We start from the raw sequence: 17288 nt of genomic DNA on the forward strand, positions 1-17288 counted from the left end.
GGAAAGCGGGGACATTAAGGAGAAATTGTTGTAAAATTTTATAATGGCTTTTTTTGAACAACCAATATCCACTCATTTTCCAATGTGAGATATCCCATTTCATAGATAAAGTTATAAACCTGGCCTTTATTATTGACAAATGTATGCGTGTGGAATTTGAAATCAAATCCCAGTCTTTTTAATTTTTCGCGCAGGACCTTTGTCATACCCTTCTCCTCCCCTTCCAGCACATCCGCCAAAATACGCCGGTTTTTACGCAATATATTATTCACATTACGGATCAGATTGGTCTGATCACTATTCAATTTATTGTTGTAAGCATTTCGACAGGAGTCATCGCAAAAGCGCTTATCCGATCTTCCCCGTATATTTTTCCCACATTCCAAACAGACTTTTTCCATAGTGTTCAATATGAAAGTTAAACGACAACAAACGGTTACAACCGACTATAGTCGAATACAAATGGTAAACAGACGATTATTATTCTTTCTCCTTTTCATCTTTGCTCAAGGTCATTCCACATCAATTGTTATGGCCAGTAACTAAAATAAGAATTATTAGAAACATTTAAAAATTAGACAAAATGAGCAGATTACGTAACAAAGTACAATTAATTGGTCATTTAGGAAATGATCCTGTAATCAAAACCACTTCAACCGGGGTAAATTACGCTATTTTACGACTTGCCACAAATGATCTTTTCAAAAACAAAGCGGGAGAATGGGTAGAGGAGGTACAATGGCATACACTTGTCGTATGGGGCAAGCAAAACAATACCATTGAAAGGAAATGTAGCCGCGGGACCAAATTGATGGTTGAAGGGAAACTAACCTATCGTAACTACGAAAATGCTGATGGAACGAAAAGATATATTACTGAAATCAAAGTTGACAGCTTTTTGATTCTATCCGATCAAAACTGCGCAAACGAGGATATTCCGGTACCACAAGAGGAGGATGAAGAAGATCTTCCATTCTGATTTAAGACCGAAAAAAAGTAGGACTTTTATACAAAGCCCTACTTTTTATTTTTTATCAAAAACTATTTCGCTGCACTAGCAGTTAACTCTGCTGCTAGCTTTTGAGCATACTCCGACCATAGCTTCGCATCTTCCGGAGTTAATTTAGTAAGAGCGGTAGCAGTTTTTGTAGCCCACTCCTGTTGTTTTCCGGCTAACTCCTGAATTTTAGTTGCATCTCCGCTTTTAGCAGCAGCAACATATTCGTTCACATATTTTGTGTAATCGTCTGCCAACTGTTGTGCTTCCGGAGAACTAAACTTTGGCACTTCAGTAGTCGTTGTTGTCTCTGTCGTTGTTGTCTGGGCAACACCACCTTGTGTATCAGTCGTTGTGACCGTATCCTTTGTTTCTACTTTTTTGCTATCTGCATTATTACAAGAAACAAGGAAAAGTGCAGCAATTGCTGCAGATAATACCATTTTTTTCATTTGTATAAATTTGTTTTTAAATTGTGATGAAGCGATCAAATTTATTCATCGCTCAGAGAGGTTGAATAAAGCATGATGGTTTCATGAAACGAATAAGTTTATAATAAATTAAAATTATTTACCAACTTAAATTTGGATTATTTTATTTTATAATCCAAATTTATTTTTTTTCAAAAACAAATAAATATTAAAAAACCTCCGTTTTTCTCTTTACCATGCGTTTACATTAAAAATATCTGATGAAAAAACAGTTGTCGATTGTAACAAAACCATGGCATTAATCACCATACTGGCCTCGCATAGTCTCCAAAGCGAGATACTCCCCGGAAACGATATCCATGATCTGAATATTCTTGCAGTCTCCCTTTAAGGCATTATTCATAAAGTCTCTATTTTCAATGGTATTCATGAGCTCGTTGACTCATTAAATTTGTACTTTAAGGTATCCGTGAGCTCAATCGCTCGGTTCATCCTGTCTTCGGCGGTATATTGTTCAATCTCATCGGTACAAATGAGCTCGTGTTTACTTTTTGCCTCCAATCTCGACTTATATCCTTTCGAATTTACCATACAGTTTCCAAAAATTTCCCTTCTCGGCCAATTCAAAGTCGACTTTCTTCCATGCGTTTAAAACCAAGCTTATTTCCTGCTCTGCTAAGGTATATTTTCCAATAAAGAATTCCTCGGCTGAAAAACATAGGCCGAAGGCATTGTTTAGCGTATGCAAGCTTTCAATGTCAATTTCTTCAAAAAATAGAATTGATTGTGCTGATACAGCGAAATCAACGGGTACCGGTAAAGCATCCATATACTCCACCGCAATAAAACGATTGCGGCTCTGCAACGGAAACTCGATGACCGGCAGTTCATTTAATTTTGACACATAAGTACAAGCATCTAACAGCGCTTCACGTTCCAATAGCGGGACCTGTGCCAATCGCTTCCCCCCTACTGCAGGCGTATCAGGCTGAAAATAATCGTTAAAATTGAGAATCTCATTAACAGAAAGATTTTTTTCAATCAGATGTTGCACAGGAATGCCAAAATAATTTGCAATCTTTAGGACAATCTCTATTTTTGGTTCGGCACGCATCTCTTCGTAAGATGAAATATTCCCCCTAGTAAGATTAAAAACATCTCCAAAAGCCTGCTGACTCAATCCTTTCACCTTTCTCAGCTTTTTTATATTATTCCCGACGTTACTCATTTTAAAAAAAATTAATTTTTTCTTGCAAAATATTTTTGCAATTCACTATCTTTATGCAAAGAATATGTGCAATATATAAAAAACTTGATTATGTACTTCTCAAAAATTGAAAATTATATCGCCAACATCGGTTATAACATTACCCATAAGGATGAAAAAGAAGGCGTCTTTGTCATCGAAAACGAAGATGATGGTATTCGCAACCTCATTGTGGGTATAGCACATCCCATTGTAATTTTCGAGCAGTATCTATTTACCATCAACAACGAGAATATGGACATGTTTAGATCGTTGCTCATAAAAAATAGAGATATCATCCATGGCGGATTTGCCTTGACGGAGGATGGCAGAAAGGTCATATTCCGATATACTTTGCAGATACATAATCTGGATCAGAATGAATTTGATGCAGCCATCAATTCACTTAGTCTTTTGATCAGTGAATATTATAATCAGTTAATAAGTTTTTCAAAATTATAGAATAATGAATATTTTTAAGAGAATTTTCAGAATCGGTCAGGCAGAGATCCACGCTGTAGTGGACAAAATGGAGGACCCCATCAAAATGACGGAGCAAGGTATCCGTGAGATGAAAGAAGACCTGGAACAATCGTTAGAGGCTTATGCAAAAGTAAAAGCGCTAGCGATACGCACGCAGAATAACTGTGAAAAGAAAAAGGAAGAAGCCAATGAATTTGAAAGCAAGGCCATTTTATTGTTGCAGAAAGCACAAAAAGGAGAACTTTCTGCCGAAAAAGCAGAAAGCCTGGCCAAAGAGGCCCTATTACTGAAAAAGCAATTGTTGATTGAAGCTACCGAACTGGATAAACAGGCAGCAATTCATCAGAGTTCCGCAGAGGAATTGCATAAAAATGTGGATATACTTAAATTCAATATCGCTAAATGGGAAAGCGAATTATCAACTTTGAAAGCACGGGTCAAGGTTTCCAATGCAGCTAAAATGGTCAACCGGCAACTGGCCAACATTGATTCCAACAGCACGATTTCCATGTTGGAACGCATGAAAGAAAAAGTCGAAGAGGACGAAGCATTAGCGAAAGCCTATGGTGAAATCGCAACAGGTAATAGAAGCAAGGTGGATGAGATCAATGAATCCATAGGTGGTTCGGACGCTGTAAACAGTGAACTGGAAGAATTAAAACGAAAATTGAATGGCGATGCGGAAATTTGAGTATAAAACAATCAAAATTGAACCCCAAGGCTTCTGGGGAACCAAATTGGACTCGGACAAAATCGACAAGATTCTGAACGACCTCGGTGATCAGGGCTGGGAGCTGGTCGCGATGCAGGACCTTGAAATGAATGGTAATTCCTGGTCATTTCATTATACCTTCAAAAGAGAAAAAATTTAAAAGAAAATACGATGACAGAATTAATCAATATCTTATTCAACCCATTGTCAAATGGCATCATGACTGTCCTGACAGGCCTGTCTGTAGTGTATTGGTTATTTATGTTTCTCATGGGCGATGGCGTGCATCTATTTGACGCGGATGCCGACGTGGATCTACATCCTACACCTGATGTAAGTGACGTCGATGGCTCACATGATATTGATACCGATGGACCAGATCATCCACATCATCATACAGACTCCGATACGCATACCGAACCGGGTTTCTTTGCCAAGGCAATGGATTATATCAATGTCGGAAAAGTGCCCATTATGCTTATTGTGACCATGTTTAAATTCGTTGGCTGGGTGATCACCATTGTATCTTCATTGTATATTGACGTCGCATCCTGGGGAATAAAATCGGTATTGATCCTGGTTCCGGTTTTTATCGTTACGTTCTTTTTAATGCATTTTCTGACCAAACCCTTAGCAAGAATGTTCAAAAATATTGGCTATAATGGCGAAGAGAGCCATGATTTCCTCGGCCGCATGGGTAAAATGCGCGCAAGTATTGAGGGTAAAAAAATAGGTTCTGCTGAATTTATTATCCAACAAGATCCAATTCGTCTCAATGTCGTAAGTCATAATGGCGAGAAAATCGGCTATGGCGATGATGTCATTATTGTGGACGAATCCAAAGACAAAAAATATTATTATGTCACCAAGGAAATCACCATTGACAATATTTAATCGAAAATAAAAAAGAACAAGGAGCAAGGATTAAGACTTGATCGGTAAGCCGTAGGCTTGCGCAACTAAAATCCAAATACTCATATCTAAAATCTAAATAAATACTAATCAATATGCTATATCAACCTCTTTTATTTTTAAGCGGCTTAAACGGAATTATATTGCTGATTGTCGGTTTAGCTGTTTTTCTAATCTTTGCATTCTTTGTTGTACTGAGTGCATTCTACAAAAAGATCCCGCAGGGAAAGGCAATTGTCCGAACAGGTGTCGGCGGAACGAAAGTTGCCTTCAACAAGGGTATGTATGTCGTCCCGGTTTTCCACAAGATGGAGATCATGGACATTTCCATCAAAAAAATTGAAATCGCCCGTATGCAGAGCGAAGGACTGATCTGTAAAGACAATATCCGCGCAGATATCAAGGTGGCATTCTTTGTTCGTGTCAACAAAAATGTGGACGATGTGATCAACGTTGCTCAGAATTTGGGATGCGACCGTGCCAGCGAACCCGAAACTCTAAAGAGCATCTTTGAATCTAAATTTTCTGAAGCTTTAAAAACCGTAGGTAAAAAATTCGACTTTATCGAACTCTATGAAGCACGTCGTGAGTTCCGTGATGAAATCCTCAATATCATTGGTACAGACCTGAACGGTTATATCCTTGATGACTGTGCGATCGACTACCTGGAACAAACAGATATCGAACATTTAAATCCCAGCAACATCCTGGATAGTGAAGGTATTAAGAAAATCACCGAGCTGACAGCAAAACAAAATATCAATGCCAACTTTATCCGTCGTGACGAAGAGAAATTAATCAAAAAACAAAACGTAGAAGCACGGGAGGCAATTTTAGAACTGGATCGTCAACTTGCCGAAAAAGAAGAAAAACAAAAACGTGAAATTGATAATATCAAGGCCCGCGAGGAAGCAGAGATCGCTAAGGTACGTGAAGAAGAGCGCCTGAAATATGAAAGCGTCCGTATTTCCACCGAAGAGCAGCTGGCAGTACAAGAAGAAAATAAACTACGCCAAATTATCATTGCCGAGAAGAACAAGCAACGTACCGATGCTGTGGAAGCCGAACGCGTAGAGAAAGACCGCGCATTGGAACAAACCGAACGTGAGCGTATCGTCACCTTGGCTCAGATTGACAAAGAGCGTTCGATTGAGACCGAGAAGAAAAGTATTCAAGGAGTAATCAAAGAACGCGTCCAATTGGAAAAAGGCGTTATCGAAGAGCAACAAGGTGTCAAAGATATTGAAGTATTCCGTGAAGTAGAACGGAAGAAACAAGCAGGTGTTATTGCAGCATCACAAGAAGCAGAAGAAAAATTAATTTCTACGGTGAAAGCGGCTGAAGCAGCAAAAATTGCGGCAGAACAAGAGGCTGAGAAAAAAGTGATTGACGCCGAAGCGGCGCGTAAGATTGCAGAAAAACGTGCTCAGGAATTATTGATAGACGCCGAAGCGAAAAAAGAGGCGTCACTCAAAGAGGCCGAAAGCCGTAAGATCATAGCTGAAGCTCAGGCGAAAGAAGAAGCTGCAATAGGTTTATCGGAAGCCGAAGTAATGGTCGCAAAAGCCGAAGCCGAAGAGAAGCAAGGTACTGTACAGGCAAATGTTATTGAGAAGAAAGCCGAAGCCATGCGCAAAGAAGGTTTAGCACAGGCGGAAGTTGTCCGTGAAAAGGCACTTGCGGAGGCAAAAGGTATCGAAGAGAAAGCCGAAGCTATGAAAAAACTGGATGGTGTGGGTAAAGACCACGAAGAGTTCAAATTACAGTTACAGAAAGAACGTGACATCGAACTTGCACAGATCAATATCCAAAAAGATATTGCACAAGCACAGGCGGGGGTATTGTCCGAAGCGCTTAAAACAGCGAAGATAGACATCGTCGGTGGTGAAACCATGTTCTTCGAAAACATTGTACGTCAGGTGTCCAATGCCAAAGGTTTTGACCATCTGATCGACAATTCGAAACATGCCACTGATATCAAAAATTCACTATTGGGCCCAGACGGGAAAGGTGATCTCGCCGAAAAAGTACGTGGACTGGCAGATAAATATGGTATCTCATCCAATGATATCAAGAACTTAACAGTTTCTGCGGCGCTGATCAAACTGCAACAGGCAGCCACAGATGCCGAAAACGGTGAAGATGCCGGTTTTATCAATTCCTTATTTGGATTAGCAAAAAACTTAGGCATTTCCAACAAGAAGCTGTCTTAAGACATCTTAAGCTTACTAATTATCCGCAAGACCATTTCAAAATGGCTCCTGCGGGTAGTTAAAATTGATTTTGTCACAATAATCCAGTAGAGAAAGCTCATTTTATGCCAGAAGAAAACGTAATAAATCAGAACGACAGCCTTGACCAAGGTGCATATGAGATTATCCGAAAGCGGCTTCTTACACAAAAAGAAGAACTCGCGACCAAGCTCCAACAGTTGAATGAAGCCCGTAAAGAAGTCTTTAATTCGACGAGTTTTGTCCTCAAAGCCAATCAACGGATCACCACAGAAAATAACTGTGTTGCCCGCGGTATTCTGGCCTTGGATAATCAATGTATTTTTGGGTATAACGTGCATTTTGGACTGCGTACCGAGATCAAGCTGGAAGATGTTTTCAGTGTTTATGCATTTGAGAATAATCAATTTATTCCGCAGTCCCTCGACCTGATCAACGATCAAAATTTTATTTCAGATTACCAAAATCTATATAAATACTATAGGGACTCCATATTCTCCAAATTTCGTAGGACGGAGAACTATTTGTACATGATCTTTCAGACCAGCAAAAATCCTGCTGACCTTAAAGCATTCAAATGGTTAATCAAAGATGGTAAGCTCCAGTATCAGGATGACCGCAGCATCCACGAAGTCAAATTGCCCAACCAATTTGAATTTGACTGGACGAAAACCACGCTTGAAGACCGTCGGCTCGGTAAGTATCCCCATATATCCATTATGGATAAGATCTTTATTGAGGCGATCAATGGCGACATCACCTTCAAGATCGAAAACAATACAGACAGTGGTAAAGGGATCTATTCCGAAAAAGTGGTTAATGCTGACCAACAATTAGACGATGCCGATTATTACTACGCGGATCTCGGCAATCTTATTGCGGTACGCATCAAACCTTACCAGGAAGATTTCAGGGCCTTTGTCTATAACCAACGGACGAAGGAAGTAATCAACCTCAAATCACTGAATGAATCAGCAATACTGTTACCGGACAATCAGGGGATTATTTTCTCCAATGGCTACTATTTACAAAATGGCACAAACAAAGTTTTTGACGCCCAGTTTGAGCAGGTATCGTTCCTTCGTAGAATAGCCTCCCCCAATGGTGAGGATTTTCTATATATATTCTGTCAGGAGGAAACCAATACCTATATCCTACTGTCATATAACATCATTCAGCAGCATGTCGAGACTCCGATTATCTGCAACGGATTTACCCTGTTCAAAGATGGTAGTTTAATTTATTTCCGCACCGAGGCAGAAGCCACCAGACACCATCAGGTGCAGATCTGGGAAACACCTTATATGGCCATGCTCAAAGAAAATGAGCAAAAGAAAGATGATCCCCTCTATAAGGTAGGCAATAAACAGATCGTGCAGGCAATGGCCGAGGCACAGGAGGTCATACAGCTGATCAACAAAGAGGACAGCTACGAAGGTTTATACGAAGATATCCTCAAAAAGTCCACGGTATTATTGGATTCCTATTTTTGGATAAAAGATGACGCCTTATCAAATCTTGGCCAGCCATTAACACAGATCAAGGAAGTCGCCAATACCGCTATTGATGAATTTATCAAAGTACAGGCCCAACGCAAACATGCCGCAGAATTAAATCTAGCAGCAGAAAAGAAGATGGAAGAACTCACCTTCTCCATCAATAGTACCGTTGTAGACAAACTCGATCAGCTCGTCCATCAATTGGCCGACTCCCGTCGTCTTCAGGGTGAAATCATCGACCTTAAAAATGTAAAATATATTGATACGGTCAGGATAGATAGCCTATTGGAAAAACTACAGAGTATCACTTCTGGGCTGGCCGAAAAAACCATTGCTTTTCTCCTACGTGATGAAGCTCTGCTTCCTTACGAACAAAAGGTAGAACAGCAAAAGAAAAATGTGGATGCCATAGTGAAGGTATACGATGCCAAGGCAATCGAGGAAGCCAATTTGGCCATTTCAGGTGAATTGGAACTATTGATTGATATCCTCAATAGTTTAAAAATTGACGACTCCACGCAGACAACCAAAATCATTGAGAAAATTTCGGTTATTTTCTCCTCCTTAAATGAAGTCCGCGCACAGCTAACGCGAAAACTCAATTCATTAAAGAGTACAGAAGCAATAGCCGAATTCTCTGCACAGCTGACCCTGTTGGAGCAATCCGTGACCAACTACCTTGAACTGTCGACGACAACCGAAAAGGTAGACGAATATTACACAAAAGTTATCGTTCAGCTGGAGGAACTTGAAAGTAAATTTTCTGAATTTGAAGATTTTGCGCTCAAGATCGCGGACAAACGTGATGAGGTGATCAAGGCTTTTAATTCCCGCAGGGAACAAATCGTTGAACAGATCAACAAGCGTACATCCTCGCTCGAGCAGATCGGTCTTCGTGTATTAAAGAACATTGAGAACAAATCCAAGACATTTGCAACGCGGGAAGAGATCCTCAGCTTTTTTGCCTCGGATCTGATGATCGACAAGATCAGGCAGTTGGTACAGGAGCTAAAAACGCTGCAGGATGTCTCAAAAGCCGAAAACCTTGAAAATCTATTAAAGAAATCACAGGAAGATGCCTTACGGGTGTTACGGGATAAAAATGACCTCTTTGTAGACGGGGAGAATATCATCGCTCTTGGTAAACACAAATTCGCCGTCAATAACCAATCCCTCAGTTTAACCCTGTTGCGCAGAAACGACGAGCTCTATTTCCACCTGACAGGTACAAGCTTCTATCAAAAAGTGCCGGCCGAGGAGATCAACAGGTTTCAGGATATCTGGGATCAGGAACTTGTATCCGAAAATAAGGAGGTCTATCGTGCAGAATATCTTGCATACAAAGCATTCCTGGCTTCGAAAGGACAACAAGATTTTGATGCTGCACTGTTCATCACGCAGACCGTGGAGCAAAGTTATTCGGAAGGCTATGTCAAAGGAGTTCACAATGTGGATGCGCTATTGATCTATGATACGATAAAACAGCTCGATAGCAAACTGGATCTGCTTCGCTATGATCCTTCTTTGCGCACGATGGCTCAGCTATTTTGGCAATCGCTTTCTGATGATCAGCGTGCAAAACAGCTGGCGCTGATACACTCGACTTACACGATATTGAAAACGTTTCCAAATTCAAATCGTTACCAATCCGTCATTGATGAACTCAGCAAGTTGTTCAATGCCTGGGAGACACATTTGGATCGCGCCGCCCTTCATGACCGTGACTTGGCAACTTACCTTTTCCAGACCTTTACGCGTTACAATACCTTTGTCGTCAGTGAACAATCCGATGAACTGAAAAAGGCTTTTACTCGACTGCTGGAATCCAAGAAAAGCCATAAGCTTTTTGAAGCGGATATTCAGAACGAACAATTTAGCGTGGTAGATCGCTTTTACCTGACTTTAAACTGGCTCAACTCCTTCGTTGATGAGCATCCGGAATATCTTACGCTACGTAAATATATTGAGGAAGCAGCGATCATGTTGCTTTATCCGACGCAAGCATATCACTTAATTATAGCCAAAGACCAAGCACATATCAGCGGATTAAAAGGCAACCATACAATCCTCAACAACGGGGAGGAGCATATCCAATATCATGAATTTTTAGCACGTCTGGCGCAATTCACGGATTATAATGTACCGCGTTTTGTGGCTTTCTCCACATTGAAAGAACAGCTTGCGAAGTCTTATGCTAAAGAACTAAAGATCGGTGAGTTTGAGCCCAAAGTACTGACTTCCTTTGTACGTAATAAGCTGATCAATGAAGTTTACTTCCCATTAATCGGAAATAACCTCGCCAAACAGCTGGGAGCCGCTGGCGACAACAAGCGTACGGCGCGTATGGGAATGCTTCTGTTGATCTCGCCTCCGGGTTACGGTAAGACCACCTTAATGGAATATCTTGCCAAAACTATGGGCTTACATTTCGTCAAAATCAATGGCCCGACCATTGGTCATTCGATTACATCCATTGATCCAATTGAAGCGAAAACATCCGGAGAACGGGAGGAGCTCAAAAAGATCAATCTTGCATTTGAGATGGCTGACAATGTCATGCTGTATCTGGATGATATCCAACACTTAAATCCGGAGTTTTTACAGAAATTTATCTCCCTTGCCGACGGTCAACGTAAGATTGATGGCATCTTTGAGGGCGAGAGCAAGACCTATGACCTCCGTGGCAAGCGCTTTTGCATCGTGATGGCCGGAAATCCATACACAGAGAGCGGCTCTAAGTTTCAGATTCCCGACATGCTTGCCAACCGGGCCGATGTGTACAATCTCGGTGATGTGATCGGTGATACCGAAGCATTATTCAACCTCAGTTTGATTGAAAATGCGGCCATTGAAAACAGTTACCTCGAAAAGATTGCAAGCAAATCATTTAACGACTTCTACGCCCTAGTCAATTATGCACAGTCTGTTATGGATCAACTGCCGGATTTAGAGGGCAACTACCTGAAACAGGATATTGATGACTTTATCGCCGTGCTGCGCCATGTACTGAAAATCAGAAATGTGGTGATCAAGGTTAATCAAAATTATATCCAGAGCGCGGCTATGCAGGATAATTACCGTACCGAACCTCCATTTAAAATGCAGGGATCGTATCGGAATATGAGCAAGCTGGTTGCACAGGTGGTACCGATGATGAATGAGCAGGAAATTGATCAGGTTCTTCTCGCACACTATGAGAGCGAATCGCAGACATTGACAGCGGATACCGAAAGCAATCTCTTAAAACTAAAAGAGCTTGCCGGACTACTGAACCCTGTCGAGCAGGAACGTTGGGAAGCCATCAAAGAAATCTTCCGCAAGAACAATAAACACGGTGGACTGGCCAAAGACGATAAAGTCTTCGGTCAGCTACTGGACTTCAATGAAAATCTGGAAGGTATTATTCAGGCAATTCGGGATTATAAGAACTAAGATTTTCTACTGCTATCCCAGCTGACTTTTCTAGTCCGTTCAATTGGGATAGCAGTGTTTTGATACGATTACTATCAACTTTTTTTTAAGCTTTAGCTAATTTAGACCTGATTAATGATGATTTTTGATAGTATCAAATGATAGTATCATCATTCTTTTTCTTCAACTTTCTCAGTTTTCTCCGGTGGGTAGCAAATACCTTCGGGTTTTGTCCTACGCCTGCATAAATCCAATACAATCAATGTTAAAATATCGAGGATTTTTAGTAGTCGATTACGGATTTCTAGCCCTTCTTCCCCCATTCCTGCCGACCATCCACGCTCATATTGAAAAATGATTCGCCACTCTACCATATAGATCTCATCTTGTAAATGAATTCCATAGTATAATTTAGATAATATTTTTTTCAGATTCCCCTGTTCTTTATTACTCAGCGACTTTGGTTTCCAGAAACTTAATTTTCGCTCAGGGACTGGACATCGTAAAAAGTCAGCCGCATCCGGATCCAACCAGTCCTCCGGAAAATAGTCTGTTTGCAACAGTAACCAACCAGTCTCCAACAACCATCTTAATGTATATCGTAGATCATCGGTCTCTATTTTGGACGGTTTATTTTCAGAAGGATTTAGTGGATATAGACTTAAGATACTATCACGAAGATCTGTGTAATTATTATCATAAAAAACTTGTTCAATACGTTCATAGGGACTTGCACTGCGATAGCCATCGGCATAATCGGACGACAAATAATTTATAATTAAATGCTTATTGGGTGGAGGATAATCAATTTCAGCCCAATGATATGCTACAATGCATGCCTCATGCAGTTTTAACAATTGTTCATACGTTTCTAGTGGGGTGTAATCTACCATGCACTGAAATAAGCTTTCGTCATTCAGTAAACAGCTCTTCCAATCTCCGAGGAGATTGAGCCAAGCGGAAAGATCCATTTTCGAAAAAAAATTCTTAAAGGCCTTTGGAAAGTTTTGGATCTCTTTTCGGGAGAGTTTTGTAAATGGGTATTCAAAATGGGCTAGATGATGATTGAGTTTTTTGTCCTCTTTTGAGCGATACTTCTTACTGCACCTATATGGATTTTTATACCATTTTATATCAATCCAATCATCCTCATAATTTAATCGCTTTTTATGGTATAAAAAATAATGACATCCCTTGACCATCAATATAACCTTATCTAGATGCGCAACTAATTGCTTTCGTCCCGCCTCATCTTTTTTATTTTTTGATGTTAAAGCGATCAATATATGCCATAACTTCTCATTAAAGGATTCAAAAGTATCATCTTTAAAAGACTCGAAAATTCCCCCTCCTATTAAAAACCATGGGATTTCGTATTCATCCTCAGGATTTTCTAAATATTGATTTTCCATAATGCTGATTTTTATGTAACTGTCGAAGTTTTTATCTGCTTGAGTGCAGATCCTTTATTAATCTGTAGAATTCTCATTTTAGGATCGCCACGATAGGTTAATTTACCCTGTCCATACATACCCAATTCCAGTTCATCTGTAACACATACAGAAGCTTTACCTTCATCGTGTACATGAATCTGGCCCTCAGATGCAGTTAAGTTTGCTCCCTCATATATACTTTTATGATACATTAGAACCCGAGAAATAATTGTTTCTCCATAGATCTTAACATATCCACCTTTCAATACAGTACAATCGATATAAGAAGCTTCTACTCCGATCTCTAATCGTCCCTCTCTTACAGTAATACCAAGCTGTTGTAGAATGAGCTGTTTTGCTGATTTGACAAAGCATCTATCCTGCATTTTTAATGCATTTAATTTATTAAAGGTTACCGTAACTTTTGGATAACAGCCGTGCATTAATAAATACCCGTAATAATTAGGTTTTGTATAAATGGTCAACTCGCCATTCCTTACAGATACATTTATCCAGTTTACTTTTTCATCGCTCTCATCAATGGTACATGCAGAACAATCACCATAATTAAGTATCACTGTACAACGGGTATTTATGACAATACTGTTAAAATCATTCATAAATTCTCCCTTCTAAAATCTAATAGACACTTAAATTTAGATTCAAAACTTCGTTTGATTGCACCTTCGTATATATGATCCATAATTTTAAAAATTTATATTGGTTTATAATTTTCTCTCCTTCGAAATATCACTAAGCTGAATTGCGCCATGAAGTACGACACTCACTAATATTTGATATTTCAAAACAAAAATAAAGATAATCTATACAATTATAAAATTTTTAAATAAATATTTTATACAAGAAATCTTCCGCAAGAACAATAAACACTGTGGACTGGCTAAAGATGATAAAGTATTCGGTCAGTTACTGGACTTCAATGAAAATTTGGAAGGTATTAATCAGGCAATTCGGGAGTATAAGAACTAAAACCACATACCCGATCACTCTCAATTGACTTGAATAGAGTCAATGGAGAGAATTTGAACAGCAGAATATCATAAGGTAATTGACCTGTAAATTGTTAGCATGTTTTAAAACTAGTATCTTTGTAAGAGTTTAACTAGCTGTAATTTTTTAACAGGTAGATCACGCTAGTTGACTAGCAGATTTATGCAAAGGATCTTTGGTTAAATATTTAGCAGAAGAACGAACTTAAAGGACTTAATCATGGAAGCAATACTTTTACATCCGCAAAACAAAGAGCAACTTGAAGCAATCAAGGCAATTGCCAAAGCATTGAAAATGAAATTTGAGACTACCACTGTAGAAGGCAGTACCTATAATCCAGATTTTGTAAAAAAGATACAAAATGGCCGAGCTGATGTTAAGAACGGCAAAGGGACTAAAATCGGCATTGATGATCTATGGAAATAATTTATACTCCGCAAGCGGTAGAAGATTTAAAATTCTGGAAAAAATCAGGTAACAAAATAATCCAGAAGAAGATTCAAACTCTTATTCTTTCTATATTAGAAACACCATTTGAGGGTATAGGCAGACCAGAAGCGTTGAAATATGAATTATCCGGCTCGTGGTCACGAAGAATAGATCAGGAGCACAGACTTATCTATGAAGTATACGAAGAAAATGGAGAAACAATACTCGAAATACAGTCTCTTAAAGGCCATTATCTGTAGATAATAAACTCAGCGAAAATACTGGATGAAAGCAAAACTTATTAAAACTGAAGAAGATTATGCACAGGCTTTAGACCGACTTGAAGTAATATTTGATGCTAAAGTATAAGGACATGTCGCTCAACAGATAGTCCACCAGTATATCATTATTCCACAGTGTCTGCAATAGGAACGATTTGTTAAGTAAAAAAGTCCTTTTGTCATGCCGTTACGTCCCTGTGAGTGGAATAAAGTCTTTTTGTCAAACGGATTGGATCTGCATTTCTGAGCAATGGAAGCAGAAAATGGGGTATTTTGCGTAGACAAGGGGTCAACTTGCGCCAAATCCATAACTTAAACACTATCTATTTGGCGCAAGTTGACCCCCTACTCTATTCATTCCATACGTACAATCCTATTAACAAGCATATGAAAATAATTTAACAGCCTACTTGGCTACGATTCTGTATACAGATCGTTGGGGAATACGATTATCCGGCCTTCACAGCTCCCGAAGAAACGGTAAATATTCCATAATCGTCAATAAGCATCCGCTCCTTGCGCACCCCATTGTAAGCCATAATCCGATCCAGCTCTTTCTGCGAACGTCGGCGCATGACCCAATCTTTCTTCTGATGGCTGTTCAGCACATAAGCGATCATTTTCAACTGTGGATGCCATGGCTGTCCGGTATAAACCAGATGGCTATTTTCCTCACAAATAGCTGTTGCTCCATGTACCGCCCTGCTGGCCATTCCATTGTCGCCGAACAATTCGAAAATACCAGAGATTACTACAATATTAGGTGCAAAATCCAGTTTGCTGTATGTAGCCGGATCAAAACAGTCGTAATTGCTGAAACGTATTCCTTGGAGGCCTTTCTTCTTGATGATTTTCTCTCCCACTGCAATATTTGGCAACAGAAACTCGTTGATCACGATCTCTACCTCCGGATATTTTTCTTTGATATCAAACAAATAATTTCCGGTACCGCCAGCGATATCCAGAATTTTCACAGGTCGGCCTGTAGACTTGATTTGTGCAATATTCTCTTCCAGCAGCCGTAAGAGATGCTGTTTGCGTATACGGATTCCTTTCCAGCCGATCGCTTCTAAGTATCCTTTGTCAATAACTTTGCCTAACCCCAACCTGCCCTTCGGCTCATTACGGTATACGTAATCCAATGAGATTCCTGAATCAAAACCAAACTGAAGGCCTAAGTTCATACCATGACTCAATGATCCGATCTTGCCTAAAGTCCATTTTTGAAATGCATAGTTTAGCTTCTCAGCCGCTGGCATCACCTTATGGTACAATTTCTCATATTCTTTTACCGAAAACTCGTCAGCCTCCAGTCCCTGTTCGGGCATTTGCCTTGCATAGGCTTTCGTAATAAAATCTTTTAAATAGGTATAGACTTTCTGTCTGTTGGATTCAAACAGGATACCATGATAAAAATTACGCAGGGTAATAAATGTCTTTAGCTTGGAAGCGATGGAAACGAAAAATTGCTTTTGCACCGAGTTTTTAACCACATAGTCCTTTTCAGCAGATAGCACAATCACGGGAATATCGATTGCGGCTGCATCGTCTACGATACGCACACCAGCTTTCAATAGATCGACCAATAAAGCGCCGTTAATGGATTTTGAGATTAGGGGATCAGCATCATAAGCCTGTTGTTGTTCGATATCATGCGTCAATACCTTCGCTTTAACATAGCTTTGGATAACAAGATCCTTTTTCAGTTTAGTTCCCAGTGCAATCATCTGATTGGCCAAGGGCACATATAGTTTGATTTCAAATGCGGGCGCCAATAAAGCCATACCTGCAATCGGAGGGGCAAAATCATGTACCCAAGCACTTACAATGACCCCAGCAATACTATTGGCGATGACAAAGACATCCTTCGTATCAACCGCATATTCGGTATGAATATAGGACACAAAACAGTCCAGATCACGCACATTATCCATGAAAACCGGTGATACGGGCACTTTGGTATGGCCATGTCCGCGCAGGTCGAATGCAAAGATGGAATAATCGGCAAACTGCGGATCGGTAGCCATCTCCTGCAAGCGTTCTGAATGTTCATGTCCACGGTGCAATACAACTAAAGCCTTTTGTCCCTGTTGATAATTCCAAACACGATATAGCAGTTCCCCTTGATCGAAACTCTTAAAATAACCTGATTTCATCTTTTATAATTTATTCCATTAATACAATGGCGTATGTAATTTTAGTTTCTCTTTCG

16 protein-coding genes are annotated in these 17288 nt (G+C 39.8%); 9 read left to right on the forward strand and 7 right to left on the reverse strand.

The window, feature by feature from the left end; genetic code table 11:
* Nucleotides 1-38: 38 nt before the first annotated feature.
* The gene (locus DCO56_RS24005; RefSeq protein WP_108636234.1) at nt 39-401 is read right to left on the reverse strand and encodes a hypothetical protein; all 363 of its coding nucleotides are present in this window, start codon (nt 399-401) and stop codon (nt 39-41) included.
* Between the two features lie 182 nt (nt 402-583).
* Here DCO56_RS24005 and DCO56_RS24010 point away from each other — a divergent pair, with 182 nt between their 5' ends.
* A complete protein-coding gene (locus DCO56_RS24010; RefSeq protein WP_108636235.1) occupies nt 584-979 on the forward strand; it encodes a single-stranded DNA-binding protein in 396 nt (131 codons plus the stop codon).
* 62 nt (nt 980-1041) lie between these two features.
* On the opposite strand, the gene DCO56_RS24015 is transcribed toward DCO56_RS24010, so the two are convergent.
* From DCO56_RS24015 to DCO56_RS24020, 3 genes are all read right to left on the reverse strand, one after another.
* A complete protein-coding gene (locus DCO56_RS24015; protein WP_146191128.1) occupies nt 1042-1440 on the reverse strand; it encodes a hypothetical protein in 399 nt (132 codons plus the stop codon).
* 286 nt (nt 1441-1726) lie between these two features.
* Nucleotides 1727-1858, reverse strand: coding sequence for a hypothetical protein (locus tag DCO56_RS29925; protein WP_281259434.1), 132 nt, complete (start codon nt 1856-1858; stop codon nt 1727-1729).
* 138 nt (nt 1859-1996) lie between these two features.
* A complete protein-coding gene (locus tag DCO56_RS24020) occupies nt 1997-2656 on the reverse strand; it encodes a helix-turn-helix domain-containing protein (protein ID WP_108636237.1) in 660 nt (219 codons plus the stop codon).
* 90 nt (nt 2657-2746) lie between these two features.
* On the opposite strand from DCO56_RS24020, the gene DCO56_RS24025 reads away from it, so the two are divergent.
* The 6 genes from DCO56_RS24025 (at nt 2747) to DCO56_RS24050 (ending at nt 11943) form a co-directional block, all read left to right on the forward strand.
* The gene (locus DCO56_RS24025) at nt 2747-3136 is read left to right on the forward strand and encodes a YbjN domain-containing protein (protein WP_108636382.1); all 390 of its coding nucleotides are present in this window, start codon (nt 2747-2749) and stop codon (nt 3134-3136) included.
* A 4-nt stretch (nt 3137-3140) separates the two neighbouring features.
* The gene (locus DCO56_RS24030; RefSeq protein WP_108636238.1) at nt 3141-3848 is read left to right on the forward strand and encodes a PspA/IM30 family protein; all 708 of its coding nucleotides are present in this window, start codon (nt 3141-3143) and stop codon (nt 3846-3848) included.
* Nucleotides 3835-4029: a DUF4177 domain-containing protein gene (locus DCO56_RS24035; protein ID WP_181390665.1), complete on the forward strand. Its 195-nt coding sequence runs from the start codon at nt 3835-3837 to the stop codon at nt 4027-4029. The genes DCO56_RS24030 and DCO56_RS24035 overlap by 14 nt, the downstream gene beginning before the upstream one ends.
* A gap of 11 nt (nt 4030-4040) precedes the next feature.
* Nucleotides 4041-4763 carry an OB-fold-containig protein gene (locus DCO56_RS24040; RefSeq protein WP_108636240.1) on the forward strand — a complete coding sequence of 241 codons (723 nt, stop codon included), beginning with the start codon at nt 4041-4043 and terminating at the stop codon, nt 4761-4763.
* A 113-nt stretch (nt 4764-4876) separates the two neighbouring features.
* The gene (locus DCO56_RS24045) at nt 4877-6994 is read left to right on the forward strand and encodes a flotillin family protein (protein WP_108636241.1); all 2118 of its coding nucleotides are present in this window, start codon (nt 4877-4879) and stop codon (nt 6992-6994) included.
* Between the two features lie 104 nt (nt 6995-7098).
* Nucleotides 7099-11943: a DNA repair ATPase gene (locus DCO56_RS24050; RefSeq protein ID WP_108636242.1), complete on the forward strand. Its 4845-nt coding sequence runs from the start codon at nt 7099-7101 to the stop codon at nt 11941-11943.
* A 149-nt stretch (nt 11944-12092) separates the two neighbouring features.
* Here DCO56_RS24050 and DCO56_RS24055 read toward each other — a convergent pair whose 3' ends face one another.
* Together DCO56_RS24055 and DCO56_RS24060 are read right to left on the reverse strand one after the other, a co-directional pair.
* Nucleotides 12093-13334: a hypothetical protein gene (locus DCO56_RS24055; RefSeq protein WP_108636243.1), complete on the reverse strand. Its 1242-nt coding sequence runs from the start codon at nt 13332-13334 to the stop codon at nt 12093-12095.
* 11 nt (nt 13335-13345) lie between these two features.
* The gene (locus DCO56_RS24060) at nt 13346-13975 is read right to left on the reverse strand and encodes a GIN domain-containing protein (protein WP_108636244.1); all 630 of its coding nucleotides are present in this window, start codon (nt 13973-13975) and stop codon (nt 13346-13348) included.
* Nucleotides 13976-14585: 610 nt separating this feature from the next.
* Here DCO56_RS24060 and DCO56_RS24065 point away from each other — a divergent pair.
* Together DCO56_RS24065 and DCO56_RS24070 are read left to right on the forward strand one after the other, a co-directional pair.
* Nucleotides 14586-14792 (forward strand): DUF2683 family protein, encoded by a 207-nt coding sequence (locus tag DCO56_RS24065; RefSeq protein WP_108636245.1) that lies wholly within the window; start codon nt 14586-14588, stop codon nt 14790-14792.
* Entirely contained in the window at nt 14783-15055 is a 273-nt protein-coding gene (locus DCO56_RS24070; protein WP_108636246.1) for a Txe/YoeB family addiction module toxin, read from the forward strand. The genes DCO56_RS24065 and DCO56_RS24070 overlap by 10 nt, the downstream gene beginning before the upstream one ends.
* Nucleotides 15056-15525: 470 nt before the next feature.
* On the opposite strand, the gene DCO56_RS24075 is transcribed toward DCO56_RS24070, so the two are convergent.
* Nucleotides 15526-17232 (reverse strand): bifunctional alpha/beta hydrolase/class I SAM-dependent methyltransferase, encoded by a 1707-nt coding sequence (locus DCO56_RS24075; RefSeq protein WP_108636247.1) that lies wholly within the window; start codon nt 17230-17232, stop codon nt 15526-15528.
* Nucleotides 17233-17288: the final 56 nt, after the last annotated feature.

The organism is Sphingobacterium athyrii (genome assembly GCF_003071065.1).
Classification (GTDB): Bacteria; Bacteroidota; Bacteroidia; order Sphingobacteriales; family Sphingobacteriaceae; genus Sphingobacterium; species Sphingobacterium athyrii.

Bases quoted from the DNA above. Each gene is read 5' to 3' on its own strand.
- DCO56_RS24005 (WP_108636234.1), bottom strand. From the start codon at position 401: ATGGAAAAAGTCTGTTTGGAATGTGGGAAAAATATACGGGGAAGATCG.
- DCO56_RS24010 (WP_108636235.1), top strand. From the start codon at position 584: ATGAGCAGATTACGTAACAAAGTACAATTAATTGGTCATTTAGGAAAT.
- DCO56_RS24015 (WP_146191128.1), bottom strand. From the start codon at position 1,440: ATGGTATTATCTGCAGCAATTGCTGCACTTTTCCTTGTTTCTTGTAAT.
- DCO56_RS29925 (WP_281259434.1), bottom strand. From the start codon at position 1,858: ATGAATACCATTGAAAATAGAGACTTTATGAATAATGCCTTAAAGGGA.
- DCO56_RS24020 (WP_108636237.1), bottom strand. From the start codon at position 2,656: ATGAGTAACGTCGGGAATAATATAAAAAAGCTGAGAAAGGTGAAAGGA.
- DCO56_RS24025 (WP_108636382.1), top strand. From the start codon at position 2,747: ATGTACTTCTCAAAAATTGAAAATTATATCGCCAACATCGGTTATAAC.
- DCO56_RS24030 (WP_108636238.1), top strand. From the start codon at position 3,141: ATGAATATTTTTAAGAGAATTTTCAGAATCGGTCAGGCAGAGATCCAC.
- DCO56_RS24035 (WP_181390665.1), top strand. From the start codon at position 3,835: ATGCGGAAATTTGAGTATAAAACAATCAAAATTGAACCCCAAGGCTTC.
- DCO56_RS24040 (WP_108636240.1), top strand. From the start codon at position 4,041: ATGACAGAATTAATCAATATCTTATTCAACCCATTGTCAAATGGCATC.
- DCO56_RS24045 (WP_108636241.1), top strand. From the start codon at position 4,877: ATGCTATATCAACCTCTTTTATTTTTAAGCGGCTTAAACGGAATTATA.
- DCO56_RS24050 (WP_108636242.1), top strand. From the start codon at position 7,099: ATGCCAGAAGAAAACGTAATAAATCAGAACGACAGCCTTGACCAAGGT.
- DCO56_RS24055 (WP_108636243.1), bottom strand. From the start codon at position 13,334: ATGGAAAATCAATATTTAGAAAATCCTGAGGATGAATACGAAATCCCA.
- DCO56_RS24060 (WP_108636244.1), bottom strand. From the start codon at position 13,975: ATGAATGATTTTAACAGTATTGTCATAAATACCCGTTGTACAGTGATA.
- DCO56_RS24065 (WP_108636245.1), top strand. From the start codon at position 14,586: ATGGAAGCAATACTTTTACATCCGCAAAACAAAGAGCAACTTGAAGCA.
- DCO56_RS24070 (WP_108636246.1), top strand. From the start codon at position 14,783: ATGGAAATAATTTATACTCCGCAAGCGGTAGAAGATTTAAAATTCTGG.
- DCO56_RS24075 (WP_108636247.1), bottom strand. From the start codon at position 17,232: ATGAAATCAGGTTATTTTAAGAGTTTCGATCAAGGGGAACTGCTATAT.